22 protein-coding genes and 1 riboswitch are annotated in these 24,922 nt (G+C 57.3%); of the genes, 11 read left to right on the top strand and 11 right to left on the bottom strand.

Going from position 1 to position 24,922, the window contains the following annotated elements:
• Positions 1-14: 14 nt before the first annotated feature.
• The 7 genes from menD to I6L47_RS11070 all read left to right on the top strand — a co-directional run bounded on the left by menD (position 15) and on the right by I6L47_RS11070 (position 7,362).
• Positions 15-1,772, top strand: a complete 1,758-nt coding sequence (gene menD, locus I6L47_RS11045; protein WP_216947424.1) for a 2-succinyl-5-enolpyruvyl-6-hydroxy-3-cyclohexene-1-carboxylic-acid synthase — start codon at positions 15-17, stop codon at positions 1,770-1,772.
• The gene (gene menH, locus I6L47_RS11050; RefSeq protein WP_216947425.1) at positions 1,732-2,529 is read left to right on the top strand and encodes a 2-succinyl-6-hydroxy-2,4-cyclohexadiene-1-carboxylate synthase; all 798 of its coding nucleotides are present in this window, start codon (positions 1,732-1,734) and stop codon (positions 2,527-2,529) included. Before menD ends, menH begins: the two co-directional genes overlap by 41 nt.
• On the top strand, positions 2,522-2,647 hold the full coding sequence (locus tag I6L47_RS22600; protein WP_265114016.1) for a hypothetical protein: 126 nt from the start codon (positions 2,522-2,524) through the stop codon (positions 2,645-2,647). Before menH ends, I6L47_RS22600 begins: the two co-directional genes overlap by 8 nt.
• A 4-nt stretch (positions 2,648-2,651) precedes the next feature.
• Positions 2,652-3,500: a 1,4-dihydroxy-2-naphthoyl-CoA synthase gene (menB, locus tag I6L47_RS11055; protein WP_197971580.1), complete on the top strand. Its 849-nt coding sequence runs from the start codon at positions 2,652-2,654 to the stop codon at positions 3,498-3,500.
• Complete coding sequence (menC, locus tag I6L47_RS11060) at positions 3,500-4,429, top strand: o-succinylbenzoate synthase (protein ID WP_005354935.1); 930 nt, start codon at positions 3,500-3,502, stop codon at positions 4,427-4,429. The genes menB and menC overlap by 1 nt, the downstream gene beginning before the upstream one ends.
• Entirely contained in the window at positions 4,422-5,825 is a 1,404-nt protein-coding gene (gene menE, locus I6L47_RS11065; RefSeq protein ID WP_216947426.1) for an o-succinylbenzoate--CoA ligase, read from the top strand. Before menC ends, menE begins: the two co-directional genes overlap by 8 nt.
• 301 nt (positions 5,826-6,126) lie before the next feature.
• Complete coding sequence (locus I6L47_RS11070) at positions 6,127-7,362, top strand: winged helix-turn-helix domain-containing protein (protein WP_216947427.1); 1,236 nt, start codon at positions 6,127-6,129, stop codon at positions 7,360-7,362.
• Between the two features lie 2 nt (positions 7,363-7,364).
• On the opposite strand, the gene I6L47_RS11075 is transcribed toward I6L47_RS11070, so the two are convergent.
• The 6 genes from I6L47_RS11075 to I6L47_RS11100 all read right to left on the bottom strand — a co-directional run bounded on the left by I6L47_RS11075 (position 7,365) and on the right by I6L47_RS11100 (position 13,337).
• On the bottom strand, positions 7,365-7,916 hold the full coding sequence (locus I6L47_RS11075; RefSeq protein WP_216947428.1) for a fimbrial protein: 552 nt from the start codon (positions 7,914-7,916) through the stop codon (positions 7,365-7,367).
• A gap of 11 nt (positions 7,917-7,927) precedes the next feature.
• Positions 7,928-8,956 (bottom strand): fimbrial protein, encoded by a 1,029-nt coding sequence (locus I6L47_RS11080; RefSeq protein ID WP_124928459.1) that lies wholly within the window; start codon positions 8,954-8,956, stop codon positions 7,928-7,930.
• Between the two features lie 5 nt (positions 8,957-8,961).
• The gene (locus I6L47_RS11085) at positions 8,962-9,693 is read right to left on the bottom strand and encodes a molecular chaperone (RefSeq protein WP_019445470.1); all 732 of its coding nucleotides are present in this window, start codon (positions 9,691-9,693) and stop codon (positions 8,962-8,964) included.
• Between the two features lie 10 nt (positions 9,694-9,703).
• Complete coding sequence (locus I6L47_RS11090; RefSeq protein ID WP_216947429.1) at positions 9,704-12,238, bottom strand: fimbria/pilus outer membrane usher protein; 2,535 nt, start codon at positions 12,236-12,238, stop codon at positions 9,704-9,706.
• A gap of 67 nt (positions 12,239-12,305) precedes the next feature.
• Entirely contained in the window at positions 12,306-12,695 is a 390-nt protein-coding gene (locus I6L47_RS11095) for a hypothetical protein (protein WP_216949344.1), read from the bottom strand.
• A gap of 99 nt (positions 12,696-12,794) precedes the next feature.
• On the bottom strand, positions 12,795-13,337 hold the full coding sequence (locus I6L47_RS11100; RefSeq protein ID WP_139495131.1) for a fimbrial protein: 543 nt from the start codon (positions 13,335-13,337) through the stop codon (positions 12,795-12,797).
• Between the two features lie 1,007 nt (positions 13,338-14,344).
• A riboswitch (cyclic di-GMP riboswitch) is annotated at positions 14,345-14,431 on the top strand.
• 91 nt (positions 14,432-14,522) lie between these two features.
• On the opposite strand from I6L47_RS11100, the gene I6L47_RS11105 reads away from it, so the two are divergent.
• The 3 genes from I6L47_RS11105 to I6L47_RS11115 all read left to right on the top strand — a co-directional run bounded on the left by I6L47_RS11105 (position 14,523) and on the right by I6L47_RS11115 (position 19,205).
• Positions 14,523-14,840, top strand: coding sequence for a fimbrial protein (locus I6L47_RS11105; protein WP_216947430.1), 318 nt, complete (start codon positions 14,523-14,525; stop codon positions 14,838-14,840).
• Positions 14,841-15,310: 470 nt separating this feature from the next.
• Positions 15,311-18,070: a collagenase gene (locus tag I6L47_RS11110; RefSeq protein WP_216947431.1), complete on the top strand. Its 2,760-nt coding sequence runs from the start codon at positions 15,311-15,313 to the stop codon at positions 18,068-18,070.
• A gap of 187 nt (positions 18,071-18,257) precedes the next feature.
• Entirely contained in the window at positions 18,258-19,205 is a 948-nt protein-coding gene (locus I6L47_RS11115; protein WP_100644992.1) for a vancomycin high temperature exclusion protein, read from the top strand.
• A gap of 84 nt (positions 19,206-19,289) precedes the next feature.
• Here the strand turns inward: I6L47_RS11115 and I6L47_RS11120 are convergent, their stop codons facing one another.
• The 3 genes from I6L47_RS11120 to I6L47_RS11130 all read right to left on the bottom strand — a co-directional run bounded on the left by I6L47_RS11120 (position 19,290) and on the right by I6L47_RS11130 (position 21,593).
• The gene (locus tag I6L47_RS11120) at positions 19,290-19,904 is read right to left on the bottom strand and encodes a superoxide dismutase (protein ID WP_005354952.1); all 615 of its coding nucleotides are present in this window, start codon (positions 19,902-19,904) and stop codon (positions 19,290-19,292) included.
• Positions 19,905-19,921: 17 nt separating this feature from the next.
• The gene (locus I6L47_RS11125) at positions 19,922-20,401 is read right to left on the bottom strand and encodes a tetratricopeptide repeat protein (protein ID WP_216947432.1); all 480 of its coding nucleotides are present in this window, start codon (positions 20,399-20,401) and stop codon (positions 19,922-19,924) included.
• A gap of 175 nt (positions 20,402-20,576) precedes the next feature.
• Positions 20,577-21,593, bottom strand: coding sequence for a chemotaxis protein (locus tag I6L47_RS11130; RefSeq protein ID WP_005335957.1), 1,017 nt, complete (start codon positions 21,591-21,593; stop codon positions 20,577-20,579).
• 201 nt (positions 21,594-21,794) lie between these two features.
• On the opposite strand from I6L47_RS11130, the gene I6L47_RS11135 reads away from it, so the two are divergent.
• Positions 21,795-22,514, top strand: a complete 720-nt coding sequence (locus tag I6L47_RS11135) for an SDR family NAD(P)-dependent oxidoreductase (RefSeq protein WP_100644987.1) — start codon at positions 21,795-21,797, stop codon at positions 22,512-22,514.
• On the opposite strand, the gene I6L47_RS11140 is transcribed toward I6L47_RS11135, so the two are convergent.
• Together I6L47_RS11140 and I6L47_RS11145 are read right to left on the bottom strand one after the other, a co-directional pair.
• On the bottom strand, positions 22,501-24,567 hold the full coding sequence (locus I6L47_RS11140; RefSeq protein WP_216947433.1) for a tRNA(Met) cytidine acetyltransferase TmcA: 2,067 nt from the start codon (positions 24,565-24,567) through the stop codon (positions 22,501-22,503). The genes I6L47_RS11135 and I6L47_RS11140 overlap by 14 nt on opposite strands.
• Positions 24,564-24,875 (bottom strand): HlyU family transcriptional regulator, encoded by a 312-nt coding sequence (locus I6L47_RS11145; RefSeq protein WP_005354958.1) that lies wholly within the window; start codon positions 24,873-24,875, stop codon positions 24,564-24,566. The genes I6L47_RS11140 and I6L47_RS11145 overlap by 4 nt, the downstream gene beginning before the upstream one ends.
• Between the last annotated feature and the right edge of the window lie 47 nt (positions 24,876-24,922).

Below are 24,922 nucleotides of genomic sequence, written 5' to 3' on the forward strand. Positions count from 1 at the left end.
CTACGAGAGCCCCTATGCCCACCCGTAAAGAGCCTGCCAGCGAAGAGTTTGCCTGCCCCCCGTTTTCGAGCCAGCACGCCACCTTCAACCACGTCTGGTCCTCCCTCTTGCTGGAGGAGCTCTTTCGCCTCGGGGTGCGCGATATCGCGCTGGCCCCCGGCTCCCGCTCTGCGCCGCTGACCATGGCCGCCGCGGCCCATCAGGGCTTTCGTCGTCACTTGCACTTTGACGAGCGCGGCCTCGGCTTTATGGCGCTGGGGCTGGCCAAGGGGAGCAACCGGCCCGTGGCGGTGATCATGACGTCGGGCACCGCGGTAGCCAACCTCTGGCCCGCCGTGGCAGAGGCCCAGCTCACCGGCGTACCGCTGATTATTCTCTCCGCCGATCGCCCTCACGAGCTTATCGACAACGGCGCCAATCAGGCGATCGACCAGCAGGGGATCTTCGGCCGCTACCCCGTCTATCAGCAGAACCTGCCGAGCCCCACCCCGACCATTCCGGCGGCGTTTGTGCTGAGCTCGGTGGATCAGGCGCTGGCCAAACAGGCGCTCACCCCCGGGGTGGTGCACTTCAACTGCATGTACCCCGAGCCCCTTTACCCGGGCGAGCACTATCAGGATTTCTCCAACTATCTGGCCCCCCTCGGCGACTGGCTCGGCTCGCGCAAGCCCTGGAGCCCGTGGCAGCAAAACGAGCCGACCTGCCCACCTCAGGCGGAGTGGGAAACCTTTCGGCAACAGCGCGGCATCGTTGTAGCTGGCCGCATTACCGACCCGAATCAGGCACAGGCCGCCGCCGCGCTGGCGGAGCAACTCGGCTGGCCGCTGCTGGCGGATCTGCAGAGCCAGATCCGCTTCGATAGCCGCAACCTCATCCACATGGATATGGCGCTCAACGACCCTGAATTCGTCGCCGAGCTGGGCCGCGCCGAGGTGCTGCTGCAATTTGGCGCACGGCTTGTCTCCAAGCGGCTCGGCCAGTTCATCAAACACCATTCATGGCAAGATTACTGGTTGGTGGATCCGCAACCGGCGCGGCTCGATCCCGACTACCGGCTGCGCAACCGGCTGCTCTGCAATGCCAGCGCCTTCGCAGCGGCCCATCCGGTCACCACACAAGCCCCTTGGCACACATTGGCCGAGCTGCAACATAACGCCAGCCAGCAGATCGCCGCTGCCTGCGAGGGCTTCTCCGAGCTTGGGGTCTGCCATCGCCTCAATTCCCTTATCGAAGGGCAACTGTTTGTCGGCAACAGCATGCCAGCCCGACTGATGGATATGCTCGGCGAAACGGGCAAGGGGCCGAGCCGGGTGATGACCAACCGTGGCGCCTCCGGCATCGATGGCCTGATCGCCACCGCCTACGGGTTTGCCCAATCAATCGAGCAGGACAGTGATGAGCCCACTACCCTGCTGCTTGGCGATCTCAGCGCCCTGCACGATCTCAATAGTTTCGCCCTGCTCAGCAAGGCGAGCCGACCGCTGGTGGTGATCCTGCTCAACAACGATGGCGGCAGCATCTTTCGTATGTTGCCGGTGCCCACCGAAGGGGAGCTGCTGGAGAGCTACTATCGGCTGCCCCACGGTCTCAGCTTTGAACATGCCGCCGCCATGTTTGGCCTCGCCTATCGGGCGCCGACCACCCTGGCCGAGTTCGAACACGATTACAGCGCCGCCCTCCAACATGGCGTTACCTTGATCGAGATCCGGGTACCGAGCGAGCAGGTAGCCGATGATCTCAAGGCGCTGGGGGCCGCCATCCGTGGCAAATAAAGATGCCAATGTGCCGCTGGTGCTGCTGCACGGCCTGCTGGGGGATAGCGGCGACTGGCAACCGGTGATCGACCGGCTGCCCGCCATCCGCTGCATCGCCCTCGATCTGCCGGGTCATGGTCAGCATCGAGTTCTCAACGTCAGCGACTTTGAGCAGAGCCACCAGTGGCTGGTCGCCGAGCTGGCCAGCCGCAACATTGAACGCTATCTGCTGGCGGGTTACTCGCTGGGTGGGCGACTGGCTCTCTATCACGCCAGCCGCGAGCCCGCCGGGCTGCGGGGGCTGCTGCTGGAGAACTGCCACCCGGGGCTACCAGACAATGAGCGGGCCGCCCGCATCCAGCACGATGAACAGTGGGCGCAGCGCTTTGAGCGTGAGCCCCTGGCTGACGTGCTGGCAGACTGGTACCGGCAAGGGGTGTTTGCCGATCTTGACGATGCGGCCCGGGCCAGCCAGATCGCCCGCCGCCTTGGCAACGACGGTCAGGGCATCGCCACCATGCTGTGCGCCACTTCGCTCGGCAAGCAGCCGGATCTCGCCCCCTGGCTCATGTCGAGCCAGCTGCCGGTCACTTGGGTGAGTGGCAAGCGGGATCACAAATTCCATCAGCTGGCTTGCCAGCTGGCGAACCAGGATCGCAGAATCAACCACTTGGTGCTGGATGGCGGCCATAATCTGCACGCCCATCAGCCTGATAACTTTGCCCGACTCCTCGCGGAGTGGGTCAACCAACAAGAAGAGACGAGTCATGATTGAAGCAATGACGGAAGCTGAACTGTATGCACCTGTTCAACATGCCGGGATTGCTCAACTCCGTGTTCAACTCGGTGCTCAACTGCACTCTCCCAGATCAGAAGGAAAAAACCATGATTGAAGCAATGACGGAAGCGGAACTGTACGCTCCGGTTGAGTGGCAGGATTGCTCCGCCGGTTACGAGGACATCCTCTATCACAAGTCCAACGATGGCATTGCCAAGATCACCATCAACCGTCCCCAGGTACGCAACGCCTTCCGCCCCCGCACCGTCAAAGAGATGCTGCAGGCGCTGGCCGATGCCCGTTATGACGATCAGATCGGCACCATCATCCTGACCGGTTTTGGCGAGAAAGCCTTCTGCGCCGGCGGCGACCAGAAGATCCGTGGCGACTACGGTGGATACCGTGATGACGAGGGGACTCACCACCTCAACGTGCTCGACTTCCAGCGCGACATCCGCACCTGCCCGAAACCTGTGGTTGCCATGGTGGCCGGTTACGCAGTCGGTGGCGGCCACGTGCTGCACATGATGTGTGACCTGACCATCGCCGCCGACAACGCCCAGTTTGGCCAGACCGGCCCGAAAGTAGGCTCCTTCGATGGCGGTTGGGGTGCTTCCTACATGGCTCGCATCGTCGGCCAGAAAAAGGCCCGCGAAATCTGGTTCCTCTGCCGCATGTACGATGCCCAGCAAGCCCTCGACATGGGTCTGGTCAACACTGTCGTGCCACTGGCGGAACTGGAGCGCGAAACAGTGCGCTGGTGCCGTGAAATGCTGCAAAACAGCCCGATGGCGCTGCGCTGCCTGAAAGCGGCGCTCAACGCTGACTGTGATGGTCAGGCGGGCTTGCAGGAGCTGGCGGGCAATGCCACCATGCTGTTCTACATGACCGAAGAGGGTCAGGAAGGCCGCAACGCCTTCAACGAAAAGCGTCGCCCCGACTTCTCCAAATACAAGCGGAACCCCTGATGACACTAGCCCTGTATCGCTATCAACTGCCTTTTACCCAGCCACTGACCTTTCACGGCAAGGTGGAGGTGGCGCGAGAAGGGCTGTTGGTGCGCATCAACGACGGCTGGGGGGAAATTGCCCCCCTGCCCGGTTTCTCGAAAGAGAGCCTGCAACAGGCAGAGGCGGAAGCCCTTGCCACGCTGGCGGCCCTGGCCGCCGGTGACACCCCGAACCCCGTGCTGCCGTCGGTGCAATTTGGCCTCGACTGCGCGCGCCGGACATGGCCCGAGCAGCGCAACCCGCTGCCGGAACCCTATCCCCTCATTCAAGGCTCCCCCCAAGAGCTGCTGCGCAACTGGAAAGAGTGGCTGCACCGCACGCCCGGCAAGGCCAAGCTGAAGGTGGCGCGCTACCCGATGCGTGACGAGCTGGCACTGATCCGCCTGCTGTGCGATCGCCTCCCCTCCCTCAAGCTGGTGCTGGACGCCAACCAGGGCTGGACTCGCGAGGAGGCGTGGACCTTCTGCGGCCACCTCGACCCGAATCGCATCGAGTATCTGGAAGACCCTTGCGCCGACTTTGCCGACATCGCCTTTGTCGCCAACCGCACCGGCATGCCGGTGGCGCTGGACGAACTGCTGGCACAAGGCAAGCCGTGGGAGCCGATCCCGCAACTGCGTGCGCTGGTGCTCAAGCCTACCCTGCTTGGTTCACTCGCCAACTGCGAAGCGCTGATCGCCCGCGCCCGCGAACTGCGGCTCAAGGTGATCATCTCCTCCTGCTTCGAATCGGATCTGGGCCTGAACCAGCTCTTTCATCTGGCAGGCGAATGGGCTCCCGAACAGGCACCGGGGCTGGATACCCGCCGCTGGATGGCAGGCAACTTGCTGGGGGAAAATGGCAAGCCGGAACTGAGCCGACTGGAGCAACTGTATTACCGTGATTGACCCCTCCCGTTCACCCGAACAGACACCTTGCCCGGTACGCCACCGGGCAATCACAGCCCCGAACCGCATTGCCATCCACACCGCCTCGCCTCTCAGTTACCGCCAGCTCGATGCCCGCCTCAACAGCCTGTGCCAACAGCTGGAACAAGCCGGAGTGCGTCGTGGCGATCATCTGGTAGCGGTGGTGCGCGGTGCGCTGGAAGATGTGCTGCTGGCGTGGGCCTGCGTGCGCAGCGGCGTGGTGTTCTGCCCGCTCAATCCCGCCTTTCCTCTCGAAAAGCAGCGCGAGCTGGCGGTACAACTCGATGCAGATGCCTTCTGGTCGGCAGGGGAGATCCCGGCCGGCAACTGGCAGCCCCTGCAGCTCGACTTCACGCGCGAGCTGCCAGCAAGCGAGGAAACATGGCCGCTGGCATCGACCCAGCTCAACAACATGATCCTCACCTCCGGCTCCAGCGGCACGCCGAAAGCTGTGGTGCACCGGCTCTGCAACCACCTGGCCTCTGCACGCGGCTCTGCCACCCTCATTCCCCTCGATGAGAAGTCCGGCTGGCTGCTCTCCCTGCCGCTGTTCCATGTCGGCGGCTACGCCATCCTGTTTCGGGTCTTTCTGGCGGGTGCAACTCTGGTGCTGGATCAGCGTGAACGCTCCCTCAAGGAGCGGCTGGAGTGCCAACCCATCACTCACTTGTCTCTGGTGCCGACCCAACTCTGGCGCCTGCTGGCAGAGGGTTTTGATCCCGCTCGCACCCGCCTGCGCGAGCTGCTGCTCGGTGGCGCCGCCATCCCGCAACCGCTGGTGAGCCACCTCTGCTCCATGGGGCTCAAACCCAAGGTGAGTTATGGTCTCTCCGAGATGGGCAGTCAGGTCTGCACCGCTATCCCCGGCGATGCAGGCATAGTTGGCAAACCGCTACCGGGACGGGAAGTGTGCATCAGGGAGCAGGAGATCTGCGTGCGCGGTGCCACCCTGTTTGCCGGTTACTACCGGGCTGGCGAGCTGGATCTGCCCCTCGATGGCGAAGGGTGGTTTCACACTCGCGACAGGGGGCGCTTCACTGCGGCAGGGGAGCTGCTGGTAGAGGGACGGCTCGATAACCTCTTCATCTCGGGTGGCGAAAACATCCAGCCCGAAACCATAGAGCAGCGACTGGTAGATCATCCCGCTGTCGCCCAGGCGCTGGTGGTGCCGGTACCGAGCGACGAGTGGGGGCAACGCCCCGCCGCCTTTATCGACTGGCACGGCGAGCCGGTTCCCGACTCAGAAATAGCTGCCTGGATCCGTGCCACCCTGCCCGGCTTTATGGTCCCCGACCACTGGCTCCCCTGGCCCGATCTTGGCGGCAATCTCAAGCCACAGCGGAAACAATTTCAGAATATCATTAGGTCGCAATAATTATTCATGCGACAAAAACTGACATCATGGAGCCATCCAAATACACATATGGCTCAAAATAAAATGCTGGTGGTATCAAAATCCTCCTCCTCAGTCTGAATAAGTGAGAACGATTACATAAACGGCCTTTTTTTTGCACATTTTTTGAACCAAATTAATTGGCTGTAGTACCATACCCTCCACCATGCATTTAGTATGAAAGCTAACCATATGATAATAAAAGAAATTGACGATTTATCATTATTTGAACAAAGACTGTGTGGTGGTAAAATGCTCTCCTTGGCAGTAAGACGAGTCACACATGAGTAACAGAATTTATAAAATTGCAGAAGATATCTTTTTCTCCGCTGCAATATTCCGAATCTCGAAAGGGGACAAGGACATCAAGCTCAGCAACAAGGAAGCCGAGCTACTCGAAATGCTGTGTGATGAGGCAGGCACTGTCATTCCAAGAAGCAAACTGCAGGATGCCTTGTGGCCAAATCAGGACAATACCGATACCAATTTGAACCGGCAGATACTCTCGTTGAGAAGAAAGCTGGAATCCTTCGGCTTAATGGATGCGATCGATACCATTCCACGGGTTGGCTATATGTTTTGTGCTCCGATTGAGCTCGCAGGGGAAAGTGAAGAACCAGCACCAGCGGAAGAAATTCATGCGCCGACGCCTTCCCCTGCACCTCAAGCCAGGCGGCAATATACTCGCCGCAAATATGACCGATATTTCAGCCCAAAGCGTATTTTGCTGTTTGCATTGTTGCTGGTCTCGCTGACTTCACTAGCCCTCGTCATTTATAACTATGCAACAGCAAATACACTACGCACTATCAATTTAGGTCAGATTTCTCTCTATATGACCAGCGAGACGGAAAAAGCACTGAATGTGAAAATAGACTCACTGACGCCCTTGATAAAACCTGTTTCACGTAAAGCTGATGAGCAGATTTCAATTCTGGTTGGAAAAGAAGCCATCAGCTATTTTTCCATCAACAATAGCAGCAGGAAATTATCCGAAAATATCTTCCTGTTGCGTAGCGGTCACCCGGTGGCCGAAGAAGTTCAATGCGTTATCACAACCATGAACCAGCAGGGAAATAATGTTTCCAACAACTATTACAATAATCAAGAAACCACTGTCAGATATCACAGAGATTGTCAGGCACCAGACAACTGGGTAGAAATGACCAGAAAGAGTAAATATATTGTGACCATGAACAGAGAAATTGTAGTGGCCACTGTGATAGCCACTGACAATCAGGGAAAGACGCTGTTCAATCTGGATTCTGTTGGAGATCTGGAGCGGGATAATGGCGATATTTCGGTCGAGATAAAAAATACCATTGTCAATTTCATTGACCAGCAGGCGCTGACCAATAACGCTATGGTCGCCACTCTGGTCGCAGCGCTAACGCCCCCCAAACAAAAAGCCAAGTTCATTCAATTGCCCGGAGGTATTTACCTTTCCAGTTATCTAGGTGGCGTCATCACCTGGCCTATCCATGGCAATACAAAAGTCATCCAGCGCAACGACTTCTGAGTTTACTCATAAGCAACGATGAAATTGGCGACGGCAGAATAGTCGCCAGGCTGGATGTTCTTGGCGGTCAATGCCGCTGGATGTCCTTCAACCCTGGCAAAAAATTGCAGCTCATTATCTGCCGCACCACCTAGCAGATAGCCGCGGGAGGCACTACCCAAATTCAGAGGTGATTGAGCCACGTCATACAGGCGGATGCCTGCCCCCTTGGCAATCCCAGCCGTGAATGCCAATCCGCCGCTTAGTTCGGTATCCTGCGAGCCAGTAAAGGTCACCTTGGCCATGCGGAAAATACCCGGCTTGCAATTGGTCAGACGAATGGAGAACGGCACTAGCTCCGCGACTCCGTTGGCATAGAGTTCCTTCACATCAACTACCCCCATCTCGACCTCCTGATCAAGGGATTCAGGAGAAACCACACAGGGCTGTTCGATGATCCTGCCATGGAGATGGACCGTATTGCCAAGCAATTCCAGATCATTGCTGGCACGGGGGGCTGCCGCTACCCCCAACAACGGGTACAGCACCAAGCCTATCCACAATGTCCGTAGCATAAAACATCTCCTCATTGGAACTCGGCAACGATGGTGGCTGTCGCATAGAAATCGCCCGCCGGAATATCTGCACCTGTCGGGGTTACCGGTGCAGCGATAAAGCCCCAATCACCGATATTTCCCTGCATGGAAACCGGATAGAAGGTATTCAATTTCAGCTGAGAACCATCCAGCTGTTTGAATTTTATCCCTAAATCGGAAATAACATTTCCACCTTGATAGCCATCCCGAGTTGTCCGCAGATAGTCTTGACTGAAAGAGGTTGGTTTTCCAGAAATACCAAGATTGATCTTCAAAGCATCCCCTTCGAAAACACCACCACGGCATTGAAATGTCAGAGGAACCGTCTTTTCAAAGTTATTTCCATCCAATCCCGACCCCGGCAAATCACCAAACTCTACTTCAATGGTCTGCCCACCATTGATCACGCACTCTTCTGGTACATATAAAATTGCAGATGTAATCGTAATTCTAGACATTGGCAAATTATTAAAGTCTGTCGTTGTAGCCCCTAGACGGCCATACATCTCTACAACTTGACGATCTGATATTTGCACACCATTAATTATTTGTTTTCTCACGCGAAAAGTTACCTTTCCACGGCTACCGCTTTCGAAATTATTTATTCTTGTCTCTTTCCCTTTAGTACAAGAGTAATTTGGGTAATCGTTACTTTCATTCGGGAATGGGGCTGTAACAAATTTTTTCTTCCAACCGGCTATCCAAATTTCGACTTTCATATCCAAAAAGTCATTCAGTTTTACAAAACCATCACCAACTTGAGGCAAGCCATCCGTCATTGTTGCTTTATAGTACACTGGAGATTGTGGAATGCTTCTATCTGGGCAGGTAACGATACCTGAGTATTGCCCTCCCAAATTCCACTCAAATGCCTTGGTAGTAAAACCAGGTCTGTTTTGAATGTCAGCCTTGTCCAACGATATATAGTAATCATGGGTTGGGTTAGGCGTCACATAGCCATTTGCCAATGCCGTTCCTGCAAACAACATAAGACTTGAACAGAAGATAGAACGTAGCATAAGGCTTACTCGCTCTTCACGGCTTTACAGGCATTGCCTGTGCACTGGTATTTGATATCCATATATCCGCCGTAGTCATTGACGTAACTGATCACAAATTCATTACCCAGTGCTTCCGGGATGGTGACCGTCTGCTCTGACTTGGGGGCAACCATAAAGGCGGAGAAACCCTTGATGGTGGTCCGCTCCTTGCCCTGTGGATGACCTAGGCCCACGTAGGTGATGTAGTAAGGGGTCGGATTGTTGACCTTGAGGGCTTTGCCCTGCTTGGTGATCAGCACCTGATCCTGCCAGACGGCTCCACGCTCCGGCAGAATAGCCTCGGGGCGGTAGAACAGCTTGATCTTGGACTGCACGGCAATCTGCATCACGTTGCTCTTCTCGCTCTTGGGCGGGATCTCGCGCAGGTTGAAGTAGTAGATGGACTCGCGATCCTTGGGCAAGCTATCGATGGCCGGCACACTGGCGATGCGCACGATGGACTTCTGGTTGGCATCCACCCGCTGTACCGGCGGCAGCACCACGAAGGGAGAAGAGATCTTCTGGCCTTGGGCATCTTCAATCCAGGCCTGCGCCAAGTAGGGCAGCTTCTGGTTCTCGTTCTTGATGTTGAGGCTGATGGACTTTGCGCCGCCCGGATAAACGGCACGAGTACGATCCAGCACAATGGCGGCACTGACGTTGAGTGAGGTCATGCCAAGCGCAGCCAGACAGATATAAGAGAGCAGCTTTTTCATCGGTATCCCATTACTTGCAAGTGAGAGTCTTCATCGACAGATCGGTTACTTGTTGCGGCGCCACTATCTTGCACTGGCGGGCCCCGCCCCAGGAGAGTTCAAACGCTTCATTCGGTTTCACCCCGGTCAGATAGACCAGGCCATCTTCATCCACCACCGAGAGCACACGGCCGGAATCCTTGACGACGGTGGCACCAAACGGCGGCACTGAGCCATCGGGTAGTCTGACATTGGCCAGCAGCTTGAACCCTTCCGCAATTTCGAAAGCATTATACCCAATTGCGCCCTCGGTCAGGGTCCCCTGCTTGATGGCATTCATCGCATCGATGTCGTCGCTCAGCTGATCCACATCGACCCGGGTGTCGCTCTTGCGATAGTCGGTCATGTCGCTGATCACCGCGACGCCAAAGCGGTTGGTCACGGCGCGGCCATTGTTGAAAGAGATGCCGGAGGTATTGTCGGTATCCACCATCATACGGGTACCGCCACGACGAGTCGCCTGGTGCAGGGCTGCACCGTGCTGGGTCGCCGTCAGACCGCCACGCAGGCTGGCACCAACCGAGGTGTATTCGCTCTGCACGCTGTAGGCATTGAGACTGACCGCTCCGATGTCGCTGTTGTGGTTGTAGTAACCCCGCGCCACGGCGTGGCCATTGCTCTGCACGCCCGCCCCCAACTGATAGGTATCATCCGGTCGACTGTAGTCCTGATAGGTGGCCAGGTGAGTCACCTTGCCGTTGGAGGACTGTACGCTGTATCCCGCGCTCTTTCTGTCCCCTATTGGCACGCTGAGGGTCAACATGACGCTCTTGTCATCCTCGTAGTTCTCGGTCTTGGTCTTGTAGGCCGACACATAGACGGAAACATCCTTGAAGCTGCCGATGTTCACGTTCTTGTTGATAGTGAGGCCGTAGCGATCCTCTGCCTCGTGATCCCAGTAGGTTCGGTGGGTGTAGTCCAGATAAACAGTCAGCGCCTTGGCTGCATCCTCCGCCCAGAAGGTCTTGTTGGCGGTGATGGTGTAGAGCTCCTTGTCACCCCAGGTGTTGTAGTCATCATTCGAGGTCGTAGTGTTGTTCTCCAACCGATCCTTGTTATTGAGGAACTGCGACATGGTCATGAAGTCATGTTGGGAGAAGCGATAACCCGCGAAGGTGATCGAGCTGTTGTATTCATCAAACTGCTTGGCGTAGTTCACCCGTACCGACTGGCCAATCTTGGTCGACAGGCCCGGCAACTTGGCGATGGACTGGGTCAGGTCGGCGGAAATAGCGCCGAAGGCATAGAGGTCACGACCGATACCCAATCCCATGGAGTTGTATTCACCCGCAATCAGGCTGCCGCCGTACAGCGACCAGGAGTTCGCCACCCCCCAGGAGAAATCACCGGTCACAAAGGCAGGGCCGTGCACATCGTGCACCGAATCCGTCTGTTCGGAAGGTGCACCAACCGCCAGGTTGTATCGGACATAGCCAGGGCGAGTCAGGTAGGGAACGGTTGCCGTGTCTACCTGGAACGAATTGACACTGCCATCTTGCTCCTCTACCCGCACATCAAGGCGGCCGCGCACCGAGCTGTCCAGCCCCTGGATGCGAAACGGGCCCGCCGGCACGTTGGTTTCATAGATGATCCGGCCGGACTGGGAAATTGTGACCTTGGCGTTGGTCTTGGCAATACCGCTCACTTCCGGCGCATAACCCTGCAGACTAGGCGGCAGCATGCGCTCGTCATTGGCCAGGTTGACGCCGGTATAGCGGAAACCATCGATTAACTGGGAGTTGAGCTGCTGCTCACCTACTGTCAGCTTGGCGGCCATGTTCGGCAGCGGACGATAGGCATAGATACGGTTCAGCTCGGTCGACGTCCGCTCATTGTCGCCCCAGTAAGAGCTGGCCTGATAGTCACCCCGCAGACGCCAGGCGCCGTAGTTGACCCCCAGCGTACCATAGCTGCTGATATTGCGATTGGAGTAACCATCGCCTTCGTTGACCTGGGCATTGATGTTGTAATCCAGCATCATCCCCGGGATCCCTTCATCCCATTGCTCGGGCGGAATCCAGTTGGGATCGCTGTACTTCATCCACGCCTGAGGGATGGCAATACGCAGCAAGCCGTTACCGATATCGTTCGAGATCACTACGCCGTCCAGCGCCAACAGGTTGGCACACTGGCCATCGTGCCAGGTATCGATCTTGGCGATAGCCTCGTCGGTCAGCGCCAGCTTGGGGATCACGTCTTGCGGCAGGCAGGCCACCCCACCCTTTCCCTTGCCAGTATCATTCTCGTAGAAAGGGATTTTCTGCAGGGGCAGCTTGTTCTTGTTGACCTCGATCTCGAGGTAGTAGTCGCCGGGCAGGATGTAGCCTTCGTCGGCAAACTGGGAGAGGTCTATCTTGGTCCGATCATCCAGATCGAGCGCATCAATATTAAACTCCGTTTCTGCCCATGCGTGATTTGCCACCGCCATCAGGCCGGACACGCATAGCATAAAAGCCATTTTTGAATAATGTTTTTTTCTCACAGAGTCTGATGTTGAAACGCTCATATTTTCACTCTAGGAATTGCATAAAGGTCTCACGTAATGAGGTATCTACACTAAGCAATTGGTTTGCTTACATATAATTGAGTTCTAACAGCGTCGTACTGTCCGGAAGAAACAGCTGACTGCTGATGAGCCCCAAATTGAATTCCAGATCACTGTTGACGATATCCGAGACAATAAAGCGCTCACCGGATACCTTGTGATATTGGCCGTTATTGAGAATGCCCAGCTCATCGCTCATGGCACCACGCACGGACATGGAAATAAAAGGCAGTGATGCCACCGTCGCCCCGTCAACCTGACAACCGCTGATTTTCAACGTGCCCGGTTGCTGAGCCTGCAGTGGAATGCTGCGCAGCACCTCCAGCGTACAGCCCGATTCGGCTAGTCCATCCGTGAGTTCGCTGGCGTGGACTGATCCCGCCATCATCACCAGCTGCAGCACCATGGCCGCCATCATTGAAGTTTTCATGATTAGGGTTCGATGTGAGGAAACAGAATGTGTGAAGTTGTGGTGGCTCGCACCACCACAACCCTTGTCACACGTTAAGGCACTCTATTACTCGTAGGAGAGAGTAAAGTTGGTCACTGCAGTGAACGCACCAGCAGTCAGCGGATGATCTTTTTGATCGGCATAACCTTTCAATACGGCGCTAAACGGTAGCTCGTTGTCACCGTTAACCAAATTAAACGCAGAGGTCGCAGCACCCAATACAATTGCGGCACCACCCGGAGCAGTCATCTTGATACCGGCACCAGCAGCTTGACCACCACCGATAACCAGCAGGCTCTGATCAACAGGATCCTTGGCACCGCTAAAGGTTACTTTTACAGCGTCAGCGTCTGGGGTGATTTCGCAGTTCTGCAGTTTGATGCTAAACGGCTTGGAGTTGGACTCGCCACCACCTGCAAGCTCTTTTGTGCTGATCTGGCCCATTTCAACTACCTGGTCAACAGACTCAGGGGCTACAGAGCAAGGGGCGTTGATGATTTCACCGTTAAAAGTGACTTTACCGGAACCGGCACCACCAGCAGCAAAAGCGGAGCCGCACAGCAGCATGGAACCAACACCCATAGCAACCAGAATCTTATTAGCTTTCATTCGTTTATACCTACATTAACGTGTGTTGTACTGCATCACTCCAATCATGCTGGAGTCACGATATTAAGCGATGCCGCGATATACTGCACAGCAACTGTTGGCGCTCGTCTCTCATTAAGCCGATGAGAAGTCATGCCAATAATAAACTGTGCCTCTTCAGGTTTATTTAAATAAGCAAAAGCAGCACACCGCATCAGGGGTAGTTCGCGCTACACCTCAACTGCACAACTACATACGTCCTTGTCGTCTGTGCAGAAAGCCGCATTCCGCTTTTGCTTGACGAACAAATTAACGACTCGTTTGATGCACATCAAATACATTTTGATTTGTATAAATTTTTTTATAAACATTTAAAAAACAATAACTTAAACAAACAATGAAACATAAAGCGATATCATGAAATAAATAAAGTTCATATAGAGGACATCTATTGCAATATTGTCAGACTATGAATTTAAAGTCGCACACAAAACTCCAACAAAAACACAACAAAGATAACCTGTCTATTTTTGACAATAGTTATCAACCACTTCATGAATCGCCCCCTAAAGAGGTAATCAGGTAATCAGGTAATCAGGTAATCAGGTAATCAGGTAATCAGGTAATCAGGTAATCAGGTAATCAGGTAATCAGGTAATCAGGTAATCAGGTAATCAGGTAATCAGGTAATCAGGTAATCAGGTAATCAGGTAATCAGGTAATCAGGTAATCAGGTAATCAGGTAATCAGGTAATCAGGTAATCAGGTAATCAGGTAATCAGGTAATCAGGTAATCAGGTAATCAGGTAATCAAATCATTGGCAGCCCACACATAAATATACATCTACTACATTACATATTAATCATAGATATGACGCGCTAATATAGAGGCTTGTCCGCAATATTCACAGGCAAGATTTGAGATAAAAAATAAATATACGTTATTAATTATGCAGACTAACTGTGATCCATCTCTCATGATTTTTAAGCCGATTGATTTCTCAAAGTGGAGTGTTATCATCTAGACATAGAGTAAAGGGCAAACCGATCGAAAGGTCGGGACGCAAAGCCACCGGTCTAAGGGTTTTGATACCTAAGACAGCGGAGCTGCCATCTGAGAAGAGTGATGTTATTGCCGATTTATTACATTACTCTTTGATTGCGTTGCCCTTTTCGTACAACACCTGTGACGAAAAGGACATAGATATGAAAGCTCAACACACCGCCTCCCGTTTAGTTCGCAAGACAGTTTTCTCTGTATGCACCTCCTTGCTGCTTGGTACCGCCTTGTTGCCATCCACAGCTTCTGCGGCTGATGGCACAGTGACGTTTACTGGCACTATCTATGAATCTCCATGTGATTTTTCTGACAGCAGCGTGACCTGCTATTCAGGCATGAACAAGCAAACCATGCCTTTGGCTCACTTGCAGCAAGCCGGCCAAATCAGCTCAATTAGCAGCACTATCAGCTACAAAGTAACCAATGCCAGCAACATGGCGATCGTGACTGTCAGCTATCTCTGATGACTCATCTGTAGTGACGCTGAAATTGGCGCGAAACAGATGAGCAGGTGGTGTTAAAAGCAACTCTTATCAGGTCGCCTGTGCTACCCATACAGGCGGCCAATATCTTTTCATCCCGCCTCCTCACGAACAAATAGCTGGCTTTGCTGATTGAGTCACCAGTCATCATGCGCCCAGATAATGTGGCTTAAGCCACAGGGACATCTCGCTTTTCCTGGTCATTTGCTGCATGTCTCGTGTTGATTAAATGAGATCTGACACGCACTTTACACAACTAACAACTTCGCCAATAAAGTCGCATGTGAGCCCTCACTACGGCAGCAGGAGTTCAAAAACAGCAAGCATATAAATCAACGCTATATCATTGATTTATATGTCATTTAAAAAATCATTGATATTCTTTTGAGTCCCTGTAAATTGCCTTGCGATTACTCGCAAGACAATACACAAACAAGAACAAAGGGATAAAAATGAACCGTTCAGGTACCGGGTGGCTGCTGCTGGCAGGCCCCCTGCTTTTGGCTACATCCTCGGCGCAAGCCAACTACTCCCCCAATGACTGGCGACAGTATCAGCTGACTGGTGAATCGAGCCGGCAACTGGCCGCGCGCATCACCGAGATCACCTACGAGCTCAAGGCGCGCAACAGCAATGCTCCTTACCAGCAGCTCAGGGTCTACCGTCGCTTCGACTGGCAGAGTAGCGATCTCGCCGCACTGGCCGAGCAACAGTGTGGCGAGCCGCAGCTCAAGGTAGATGCGGGCTGGCAGATCCGCTTCGTGCGCTGTGAAGATCGGATTCCTGCGGGCAAGCTGATCCCGGCCAGCAGTTATGACTTCGGTTATGGCCTCAAGCAGGGTCGCTGGGAGCAACTGGCTGGCACGCCGACCGCCAAGCGACAGGATCGTCTGCCGCTGCCGCAAGCCATCATCCTGGGTCAGAGTGAAAGGGAGCTGGATCGCTGCGAACTCAACGCACAAGGCCGCTGCGCAGAGTCGGAGTGGCACTATCAGCCGCAGGATTGGCAGCAGTTGCAGGTACTTGAAGAGACCCCGAGTGAGCGGGATGGCCGGTTGGAGCAGATCTTTTTCCGTCTGCAGCCGGTGGCAGGCAGTCAGGCTGCAGCTCAGGTCAGCGAGATCCACGTCTGGCGCCGCTATCAGTGGCAGCTGGATCAGCTCACGCCTCAGCAGGAGTGTGATGAGCCGCAGGAGCGCAAGGAGGGGAGCAACACCATCCGCTATCGCATCTGTCGTCAGGTGATCCCCGCTGGCAGCGAGGTTCAGGTAACGTTGCAAGATAGCGGCTACCAATACCCGGTCGCCGGCGGCGAGTGGCAGCCCCTGCCAGAGAGCAAAGAGTGGCAGGAGAGTCGGGTGCTCAATCGCCCCATCGTGCTGGCCAGCAAGGAGGAGCAGCTGGAGTGCCGCCGCGCCAACGGTCGTCCCTGCTCCGAGCCAGAGCAGCCCGATGTGGCTCTGCTCGACAGCGATGCCGCCAAACTGGTAGCCGACGTGAGCGGCCAGAACAGCCCTGCCTGGCAGGCGGATTACGGCCACGATGACGCCAAGCTGATGGCGGTGGTTCGCGGCATGCGTGCCCTGCTGGCGGCCAACCAGCCGACCCATCCGGCAATGGACAAGCTGCTCTACTATGTGCGCGCCCATAACTACCATGGCGGCGTTGGCAAGGAGAGTGATCAGGCCGCCCGGGCACTGGCCGGGGTGATGATTGATCTGCTCAACCACCCCCTGCTGCTGGGTGCCGAACCACAGGATCAGGCTGGCACAGTGCTGGAAGCCTGGAGCGTAGCGGCGCAGGGACAACTTGGCCAAGCCGCCTTCCGCCAGAGTGCCGCCCCCATGCTGGCCCAGCTCAACCAGGCGCTCGGCTATGCGGTGCAACATGCGGCACAGATCAATGGCCACAAACCCTGGGCCGATGGCCTGTTCGAGCTGCTCAATCTGGTCGATCAGAGCGCCTCTTACGGTCAGCAGGCAGACTTCAGCGCAGCTGTGCTGCAACAGGAGGCGACATTGCGCCAGAGCCTGCTGCAACTGGGCCTGAGCGAGCTGGCCCTCTGGAAACAGCGCGATGGCTCACGGGATCTGTTTATCTTCAACAACATCCTCGATGCCCATAGCCGTCTCTACCAGATGATGCGCTACCTCCATCACACCAGCCCGGATAAGGCGATTGCCTATCGCCAGCAGTTGGATAGCGATGTCATCGCCATCATGCGCCAGCAGGGGCTGATCCCGGGTGGCCAGCATCCGGCTGCCATGCTGGAAGAGGTCTCCCTGACCCTCTCCAGCTACTACCTCACCTACACGGATCGCACCAGCGAAGCCTGTATCAGCGGCGAGTTCGCCGGGCTTTGTACCCCGATCCGCATGGAAGATATTCTGCCGTTCGAGCACACCTGCTCACCCAGCCTGCGTCTGCGCGCCCAGGATCTGACCCTGGCTCAGGCCGAAGGGATCTGCCGCGAGCTGGGTGATGAAGAGCAGCGCTTCCACCAGCAGATGGAGACAGGCTGGCAACCGGTGGCCGATGATCACAACGAAGCGCTGGAGCTGGTGATCTTCAACTCCTCCGCCGACTGGGGCCGCTACGGCAGCGCGCTGTTTGGCGTCTCTACCGACAATGGCGGCATCTATATCGAGGGGGATCCGGCTCGCCCCGGCAATCAGGCCCGCTTCTTCGCCTATGAGGCGGAGTGGAAACGCCCTGCCTTCCAGGTGTGGAACCTGCGCCACGAGTACGTTCACTATCTGGATGGCCGCTTCAACCAGTACGGCAGCTTCGGCCACTATCCACTCAACCGCACTACCTGGTGGGCCGAGGGGATTGCAGAGTACATCGCCCACGGCCAGTGCTTTGCCCGGGGTCTGGATAACGTGGCAAACCGCCCCGCCAACCAGCGTCCGACACTGGCGGCGATCCTCCACCTTGACTACGACCAGGGTGGCGAGATGGTCTACTCCTGGTCCTATACCGTGCACCGCTTCCTCAACGATACCGGTCGCGGCGCCAGCTGGCTGGCGCTGGCACAGGCGCTGCGCAATCCGGATCGGCAGCAGGCGATGAGCAACTTCGAAGGGGAGCTGGACCGGCTGATCGCCAACGACAGCGATGCCTATCAGGCGTGGCTCGCCCGGGATCTGCTACCCTGGTGGCAAGCCAACAAGGAGTCAGACGCCTGCAAGGGTAACGACTCCACCCACTGATAGACCTTCACCTACCAGAGGGGCTGCCATTGCAGCCCCTCTCTTTATCCTCCCGCTCTCCCGGCCTCTGCTGCGACAACCTCTGCCCGAATGAGGTGCCCGCCCGTTATCAAGCCTGACGCCAGCGGCCGAGTTGTAATAGAATGCCGATAGCCACTCCCAACTTCAGACCCTGACCGCACCGCGCATGAAGAAGTTTGCCAAGATCCTCCTCGCCTGCCTCGTTTTGCTGCTGGCCCTGATTGCCATGCTGCTGGGCTACAGCGAGTGGATCGTCTCGGATGCCCGTCACTACACCTACGATCAGGTAGACAAGGTGCCCTACAACCGGGTTGCGGTGGTGCTGGGGACCTCCAAATATCTCTCCGGTGGCGGCCCCAACCACTACTTCAAATACCGTATCAAGGCGGCGGCCGAGCTCTACAACAATGCCAAGGTGGACTTCATCATCGTCTCCGGTGACAACGCCACCGTGCAGTACAACGAGCCACGCCAGATGCGCCGCGCCCTGATCAAGGCGGGCATCCCCGCCTCCGCCATCTATATGGATTTCGCCGGATTCCGCACCCTCGACTCAGTGGTTCGCGCCAAGGAGGTGTTCGGCCAGGAGCGCTTTACCGTGGTCTCCCAGGGCTTTCATAACGAGCGGGCCATTTTCATCGCCCGCCATTTCGGTATCGATGCGGTCGGCTTCAATGCCGAGGATCCCAGCGCCTATCAGGGGATCCGCACCCGGGTGCGGGAAGTCTTTGCCCGCCTGATGGGGTTACTCGACCTCTATGTACTGGACAAGGGGCCCAAGTTCCTCGGCGCTCCTGTGCCCATCGGTCTGCCTGTGCCTTGCCAGTCACTGAGCACCATCGGCAGCCTGCAACCCTGCCTCAAACAGCCCAAACCGGCGATGGATGAGGCCAAGCCAGCGGCAGTATCTGCCGCGGTTGCCACCGAGTCGGCTACTCCATCTTCCTCGGCCGTGACGGAACAAGTCACGCTAGCTTTATCCGCTGCGGCAACGACTGAGCCGGTCACTCCCGTCACACCCTCGGCAGAAACCACCGCCGAGACGCCCAGCACGGCCTTGCCCACATTGCCGATGACCCCTTCAGCCGCCAGCGTCAGCACTGCCACACCATAAACAGACGACCCGCCAACTGGCGGGTCTTGTTATTACAGCGCGGGTTGTGGCGGTGAGCCTGTACACCCATTCCCTGCGACTAGGTCAGCCTCGCGCCGCCTGATAGCGGCGGGCCACTTCGGCCCAATCCACCACCTGATAGAAGGCTGCGATATAGTCAGGACGCTTGTTCTGGTACTTGAGATAGTAGGCGTGCTCCCACACATCCAGCCCCAGGATCGGGGTATGGCCATGCATAAGGGGGCTATCCTGATTGGCACTGCTCTCCACCTGCAATCTGCCCGCCTTGTCCACCACCAGCCAGGCCCAGCCGCTACCAAACCGGCTCAGGGCCGCCTGAGTGAAGGCCTGCTTGAAGGCATCGAATCCCCCCAATTCCCGCTCGATAGCCAGAGCCAGCTCACCACCCGGCTCACCGCCCCCCTGCGGGCTCATCACCAGCCAGAACAGGGAGTGGTTGGCATGGCCGCCGCCATGGTTGCGAACCGCCCCCTGCAAGGTGGCGGGTAGGGTATCGAAGCGGCGCAGCAGAGCCTCAACCGGCAGTGCGGCCAGCTCGGGCGCCGTTTCCAGTGCGGCGTTGAGGTTGTTGATATAGGTCTGGTGATGACGGCTATGGTGGATCTCCATGGTCAGGGCATCGATATGGGGTTCCAGTGCGTCGTAGGCATAGTTCAGGGCTGGCAGGGTATGGCTCATGATGACCTCTGTTCGGATTAATGGAGCCGGGATGAGGGCTCGCTCTGACACAGGCAGTGACCGAGCGAACGCATGATCCCGGCGTGGCTGCCGTGGCGCTGTACGAACGTCAGCAACTCGGCACGGGTTGTGCGGGTATGGCGCAAAGCAGCCTCTCGCAGGCGAGAGGAGCAAGCGGGGGAGTGACAGGTCGCCAGCAGGCAGTCGTGCACATAGCAGAGCAGGTCGGCGGCGCGATCGGGCAGAGTCATGGCCACCAGCAGATCCGCCAGATTGTGGTGAGCCACAACCAGCGCAGCCACCGCCTCATCGGCGTCATGCCACTGCACCAATTGCTGACGAGCCAGCCAGAGCGCCTGCTGATAATGGGCCAACGCCTGATGATACTCGCCGCAGTCAAACAGCCGGTTGCCCTCTCTGGTCTGCAGTTTCCAGTGATTCATGCTGCTGCCGCCTTCGGTCGACTCGACCCACCCCTTCACCCAGGTTGCTGTCATATGCTTCACACCAACAAATGATAATAATTATCATTACATGAATCATATCCAGGAGACAAGGGGCGTCGGGATCGCAGTAAACAGCCAAAACAGCGCGGCCACTCCTTGGCAAGGAGTGGCCGCTTGAGGCAACCGGTCAGTGGATTCGACCGGCCAATGGCAAGTTAATGGCGGGTCAGATGTTGTTGGCGGGCGAAGGCGGGGCAATCCCCAGCAGCATGTGATCCATCATCCCCACCATGCGCCCTATCTCGGGCTTGGTGATGGTATCATTGGCCCCCAGTTGCAGGGCTTTCTGACGGTTGTCATCGCTCATCAGGGAGGAGAACATCACGATGGGCATCTCCTTGTAGGAGGGGGTATCCCGCAGTCGCTTGAGCAGGTGCATACCATCCATGCGCGGCATCTCCACATCGGTGATCACCGCGTTGACAAAGCCGGTCACCGGCATTCTCTCCTCCTGGGCCAGACGATCGAAATCCGTCATCATCTCCAGTCCCTCTCCCCCGTCCTTGGCCGTGATCACGTTGTAGCCAGCGGTACGCAGGGTGGTCTCGATCATCTTGCGGATAAAGGCCGAGTCGTCCACCACCAGAATGGTCTTGCCCTGGCGCAGCGCCATCATGCGATCGTCGATGAGCACCTTGCGGTCCTGGGTGACGTCGTACTTCTCCATGCTGAGCTCAGGGTTGATATCGGCGATGATCTTCTCGAAGTCGAGGATCATGATGAGGTTGCCATCGCGCCTGACCACGGCCACCACGCAGTCATTCTCCCCCGCTTCCAGAAACTGGCTGGGGGACTCCACATCCTCCCAGGAGACCCGGTGGATCCTGCTGACACTGTCGATCAGAAAACCGTTGGCCATCTTGTTGAAGTCGGTGACGATCACCACCTTGTGGCTGGGGTCGGGGTTGGTCTTGATGCCAAGCCACCCCGCCAGATCCACCAGCGGGATGAGACGATCCCGCAGGGAGAATACCCCCACCATATGACGCTGGGCATTGGGGTAATCTGTGGTCTCAGGCACCCGGATCACCTCGCGCACCTTGGCGACGTTGATCCCGTAATAAGCGGTTTTTTCACGGCCGTCCGGTAGCTGCTTCTTGAGGTGAAACTCGATGATCTCAAGCTCGTTGGTGCCACTTTCGGTCAGGATAGATTTACGCTCTTCCCCATCTTTGGACATCATGGTGACTCTCATTCTGGTTGCGCGGGCAGCAGACCGCTGCGGTTTTCCCTCAGTATAGGAATGGAATTCACCCAACGGCTCGGATCTCGGCAAGATTGCAGCGTTAACCGCTTGATCCCGCAGGCTGGCACGATCGTATCTGCCAATCAGGACAACATTGGCAGATGGAGAAATCCATCATGTACTCACAAGGAGCCTGAGATGAGTGAAGGCATAGTCGTGATTGGCGCTTCTGGCGGTATCGGGGCGGCTCTGGTGACACACTGGTTGGCGGCGGGTGTCGGGCCAGTGATTGCCATCAGTCGTCAGCCCGCACCAGCAGGAGCCTCTTCGCCAGCCCTGCACTGGCTATGTTGTGATTACAGCGATGAGCAGATGGCAACTGCGGTAGCCCGCATCGCGGAGTTGGCACCGAGACCGCACAGGGTGGTGATCTGCAACGGCATCCTGCATCAGGGGGAGATCCAGCCAGAGAAGCGACTCGAAGCAATCAATCTCGATGCCATGACCCGCTTCTACCAGACTAATGCCTTGCTGCCGCTGCGCTGGATCAGCCAGTTGTTACCGCTGTTTGGCCGCGAGCCTTGCACTCTGGCCGTTCTCAGCGCTCGGGTCGGCAGCATTGGCGACAACCGAGCGGGCGGCTGGTATGGCTATCGCGCATCCAAGGCCGCCCTCAACATGCTGCTCAAGTGTGCCGCCATCGAGCTGGCCCGGCGGGCCCCCGGCGTCAAATTGCTGGCTTTCCACCCCGGCACAGTGGATACCCAACTCTCTCGCCCGTTTCACGCCAATGTACCGCCAGGAAATGTGCAGAGTCCCGAGCTGGTAGCCGACCATCTGATTAACCTGATGAACCGGCTGCAACCGGATGGCGAGTTGAGCTTTCTCGACTGGCAGGGCAAACCTATCGAGTGGTAGGGGAACCCAAGAGACGTGCCAGCAGTGCCCGCAACCTCTTGATCACGGCGGGCTTGCCCGCCAGTTGCAACCTCGCGGCCAGCATTCCCCAATCTGCATATTGCCAGATGGCTGCGATCAGCAGATAACGCTCGTCAGGAGTCAGCGAAGCCAGCACATCCAGATTGCGCGCCAGCCACAACTGCAGGCTCGACTGGCTCAGTTCGAACGGCTTGTGATGCAGGGCAAAGCACTCAACCTCATCGCGCTCGAATTCGCCAAGCTCAGCCGCGGTGACGGTGCTGCCTTGCAAACATTGCCATACCAGCTCGGGATCCAATCCTTTCAACTCGCCCGCCAGCAAGGTCGGCAGCTGGCGTACAAAACGCTGCTGCCATTGATTCAACTCGGGCTCATGTTCGGGTTTCAGCGCTTTGAGCAGCAGGGCTGCGTGGCAGCCGCTGGCGGCATCCCGCTGCAAGCCGATGCGCAGTACCGTCAATCCAGCCTTGCGCCAGAAAGGGAGCAGGTCGGCGCTGGCCGAAAAAGCCGAGCCAAGGTAATCGATCCCCGCCTGACGATAATGCTCTTCAAGCCTGCCAAGCAGTAGCGACCCCAACCCGTGGCGATGCAGCTCGGGGTGGATGGCGATACGCATCACCCGGGCGTAGCTGCGTCCCCCCGCCGTTTTGAAACCGGCGTGGGCCAGCAGCGACTGGGGCAGCAGATGGCCGCGCGGACGGCGGCGTCCGGCCCAGATCGCCTCGGCCAGCTCGGGCTCTATTCCCCCTTCCCACGCCACCAAGGCCACACCCAGCAGGCTCGCATCCTGCTCCAGCAGATGGATGTCGAGCTCCGGGCTCTCCAGCAGGGACCTGAGATCGCTCGGCGTGGTCTGGTAGTGAGCCAGCACCAGCAAGCCGAACAGCTGGTTGAGCAACGTCTCGTCGCTCGCCAGCACCTCCTGACTGACCAAACGCCAGCTCGGGCTGGTCGGCGGCAAGGGCGTTGCCACTTCGGCATCAAGCCCCAGCAGGCGGAAAATCAGCGGCTCCAGCGGATCACGCTCACTCCAGCGAATGGGCTCAGAGAGGTGGATCTCCTGCCACTCCGGGGTCTGGCTATCGAGCACACGCTTGAAGCGCAGGTGAAAACCGCGCCCCGTCCCCTCGTAACCATGCTCGGTGGTGGCAAACACAATGCGACTGTGGCGGGCCAGCATGGCCTCGAGCAGCGGGGTCGGAATGGCGGCCGCTTCATCCACCAGCAGCAGATCGGGATTCATCGCCTCGTTCACCAGCCGATCCGGCGAGCAGTAGCTCAGTCCGGTCAGCTGTTCCGGCGTAGTATCTAGCCCGCGAGCGGCGTGGGCAAACAGGGTCGCTACCGTCGCCTGCGAGGGGGCCGTCACCACTATGTTCAGCGAGGGCTGCTGGCGCAGCAGCTCGGCGGCAGCCAGCCCCAGCAAGGCACTCTTGCCGCGACCACGGTCGGCGCTCAGCACCAGCGGCCGACGGCGATGACCATGCAATACCTTGTGGATGGCGGGCAGTGCCCGTGCCTGATCGCAGCTCAGCCTGCGTTCGGGCCCAATCGGTTGCCACGGATGCGAGCAAACCGGCGGCACCAGAGAGAGGGCAGGATCACCTTCCAGCAACCGCACCAGCCGGGCGATAAAGCCGTGGCCGGCCCGGCCCGCCTCCTCCGGCTGGGCCACCAGCCGGATCCGGTCAGGATCCGGCCATGAAGGCCACTCTACTCTTGGCGGCGTCAGCAGCAACAGCAAGCCACCGGCGCATAGAGTGCCCGCCAGCGCCCCGAAGGCGTCGGGGTGAAAGCCGCTGAAGGCGTTGAACACCAGCGTGTCGCACTCCTGACCGAGCCGCTGCAGCGCCTTGGCGGCGGGTTGCGGGGCATAACTCTCGGGCCCGACGCCCAACCAGAAGACGGTCTCGCCGAGCAGGGATTGAGCGCGGGCAATGCACTCGGCCTCCTCCCCCTCCAGCCAGATCAGGCGCCGCTCACCGGTGCGGGCCAGCGCCTCGCGCAGCAGGGTGACCTCTTGCAGAGTCATGAAGCTTGGCTGTCAGCCGGTTTGCGGGGCTCGAACATGCGATCTCCCATCTGATCGATAAAGGTGTGAGCCTTCTGCACCATGAAACGTTCGGCATCGGCCGGATTGGCAAACAGATCGGAGCGGATAAAGCGGTGAGTCTGCAGCACGCCGTCCAGCTCCTTGGTGATGCGCCCTGCCAGTCGGTACTGGCCACCTTCGGCCATGGGCTCCGGATAGATGAGATAGCCGGCATATTCGGTGGGAGTGACTTCCGGCGCCTTGGTCGGCTCGCCCCCGAACAGGGCGCTGAACAGTTTCTTGAGCATGGTGATCTCCTCTGGTTGCCAGCATTGTCCCCAAGGGGTTGCACAGT

The organism is Aeromonas sp. FDAARGOS 1417, assembly GCF_019046985.1.
Taxonomy (GTDB): domain Bacteria; phylum Pseudomonadota; class Gammaproteobacteria; order Enterobacterales; family Aeromonadaceae; genus Aeromonas; species Aeromonas veronii.

Coding starts and splice junctions, on each gene's coding strand:
- I6L47_RS11135 (WP_100644987.1), top strand. CDS start 21,795: ATGAGTGAAGGCATAGTCGTGATTGGCGCTTCTGGCGGTATCGGGGCG.
- I6L47_RS11145 (WP_005354958.1), bottom strand. CDS start 24,875: ATGCTCAAGAAACTGTTCAGCGCCCTGTTCGGGGGCGAGCCGACCAAG.
- I6L47_RS11130 (WP_005335957.1), bottom strand. CDS start 21,593: ATGATGTCCAAAGATGGGGAAGAGCGTAAATCTATCCTGACCGAAAGT.
- I6L47_RS11070 (WP_216947427.1), top strand. CDS start 6,127: ATGAGTAACAGAATTTATAAAATTGCAGAAGATATCTTTTTCTCCGCT.
- I6L47_RS22600 (WP_265114016.1), top strand. CDS start 2,522: ATGATTGAAGCAATGACGGAAGCTGAACTGTATGCACCTGTTCAACAT.
- I6L47_RS11105 (WP_216947430.1), top strand. CDS start 14,523: ATGAAAGCTCAACACACCGCCTCCCGTTTAGTTCGCAAGACAGTTTTC.
- menC (WP_005354935.1), top strand. CDS start 3,500: ATGACACTAGCCCTGTATCGCTATCAACTGCCTTTTACCCAGCCACTG.
- I6L47_RS11095 (WP_216949344.1), bottom strand. CDS start 12,695: ATGATGGCGGCCATGGTGCTGCAGCTGGTGATGATGGCGGGATCAGTC.
- I6L47_RS11075 (WP_216947428.1), bottom strand. CDS start 7,916: ATGCTACGGACATTGTGGATAGGCTTGGTGCTGTACCCGTTGTTGGGG.
- I6L47_RS11100 (WP_139495131.1), bottom strand. CDS start 13,337: ATGAAAGCTAATAAGATTCTGGTTGCTATGGGTGTTGGTTCCATGCTG.
- I6L47_RS11115 (WP_100644992.1), top strand. CDS start 18,258: ATGAAGAAGTTTGCCAAGATCCTCCTCGCCTGCCTCGTTTTGCTGCTG.
- menH (WP_216947425.1), top strand. CDS start 1,732: ATGATCTCAAGGCGCTGGGGGCCGCCATCCGTGGCAAATAAAGATGCC.
- I6L47_RS11080 (WP_124928459.1), bottom strand. CDS start 8,956: ATGCTACGTTCTATCTTCTGTTCAAGTCTTATGTTGTTTGCAGGAACG.
- I6L47_RS11090 (WP_216947429.1), bottom strand. CDS start 12,238: ATGAGCGTTTCAACATCAGACTCTGTGAGAAAAAAACATTATTCAAAA.
- I6L47_RS11120 (WP_005354952.1), bottom strand. CDS start 19,904: ATGAGCCATACCCTGCCAGCCCTGAACTATGCCTACGACGCACTGGAA.
- I6L47_RS11085 (WP_019445470.1), bottom strand. CDS start 9,693: ATGAAAAAGCTGCTCTCTTATATCTGTCTGGCTGCGCTTGGCATGACC.
- menD (WP_216947424.1), top strand. CDS start 15: ATGCCCACCCGTAAAGAGCCTGCCAGCGAAGAGTTTGCCTGCCCCCCG.
- I6L47_RS11140 (WP_216947433.1), bottom strand. CDS start 24,567: ATGACTCTGCAAGAGGTCACCCTGCTGCGCGAGGCGCTGGCCCGCACC.
- menB (WP_197971580.1), top strand. CDS start 2,652: ATGACGGAAGCGGAACTGTACGCTCCGGTTGAGTGGCAGGATTGCTCC.
- I6L47_RS11110 (WP_216947431.1), top strand. CDS start 15,311: ATGAACCGTTCAGGTACCGGGTGGCTGCTGCTGGCAGGCCCCCTGCTT.
- I6L47_RS11125 (WP_216947432.1), bottom strand. CDS start 20,401: ATGACAGCAACCTGGGTGAAGGGGTGGGTCGAGTCGACCGAAGGCGGC.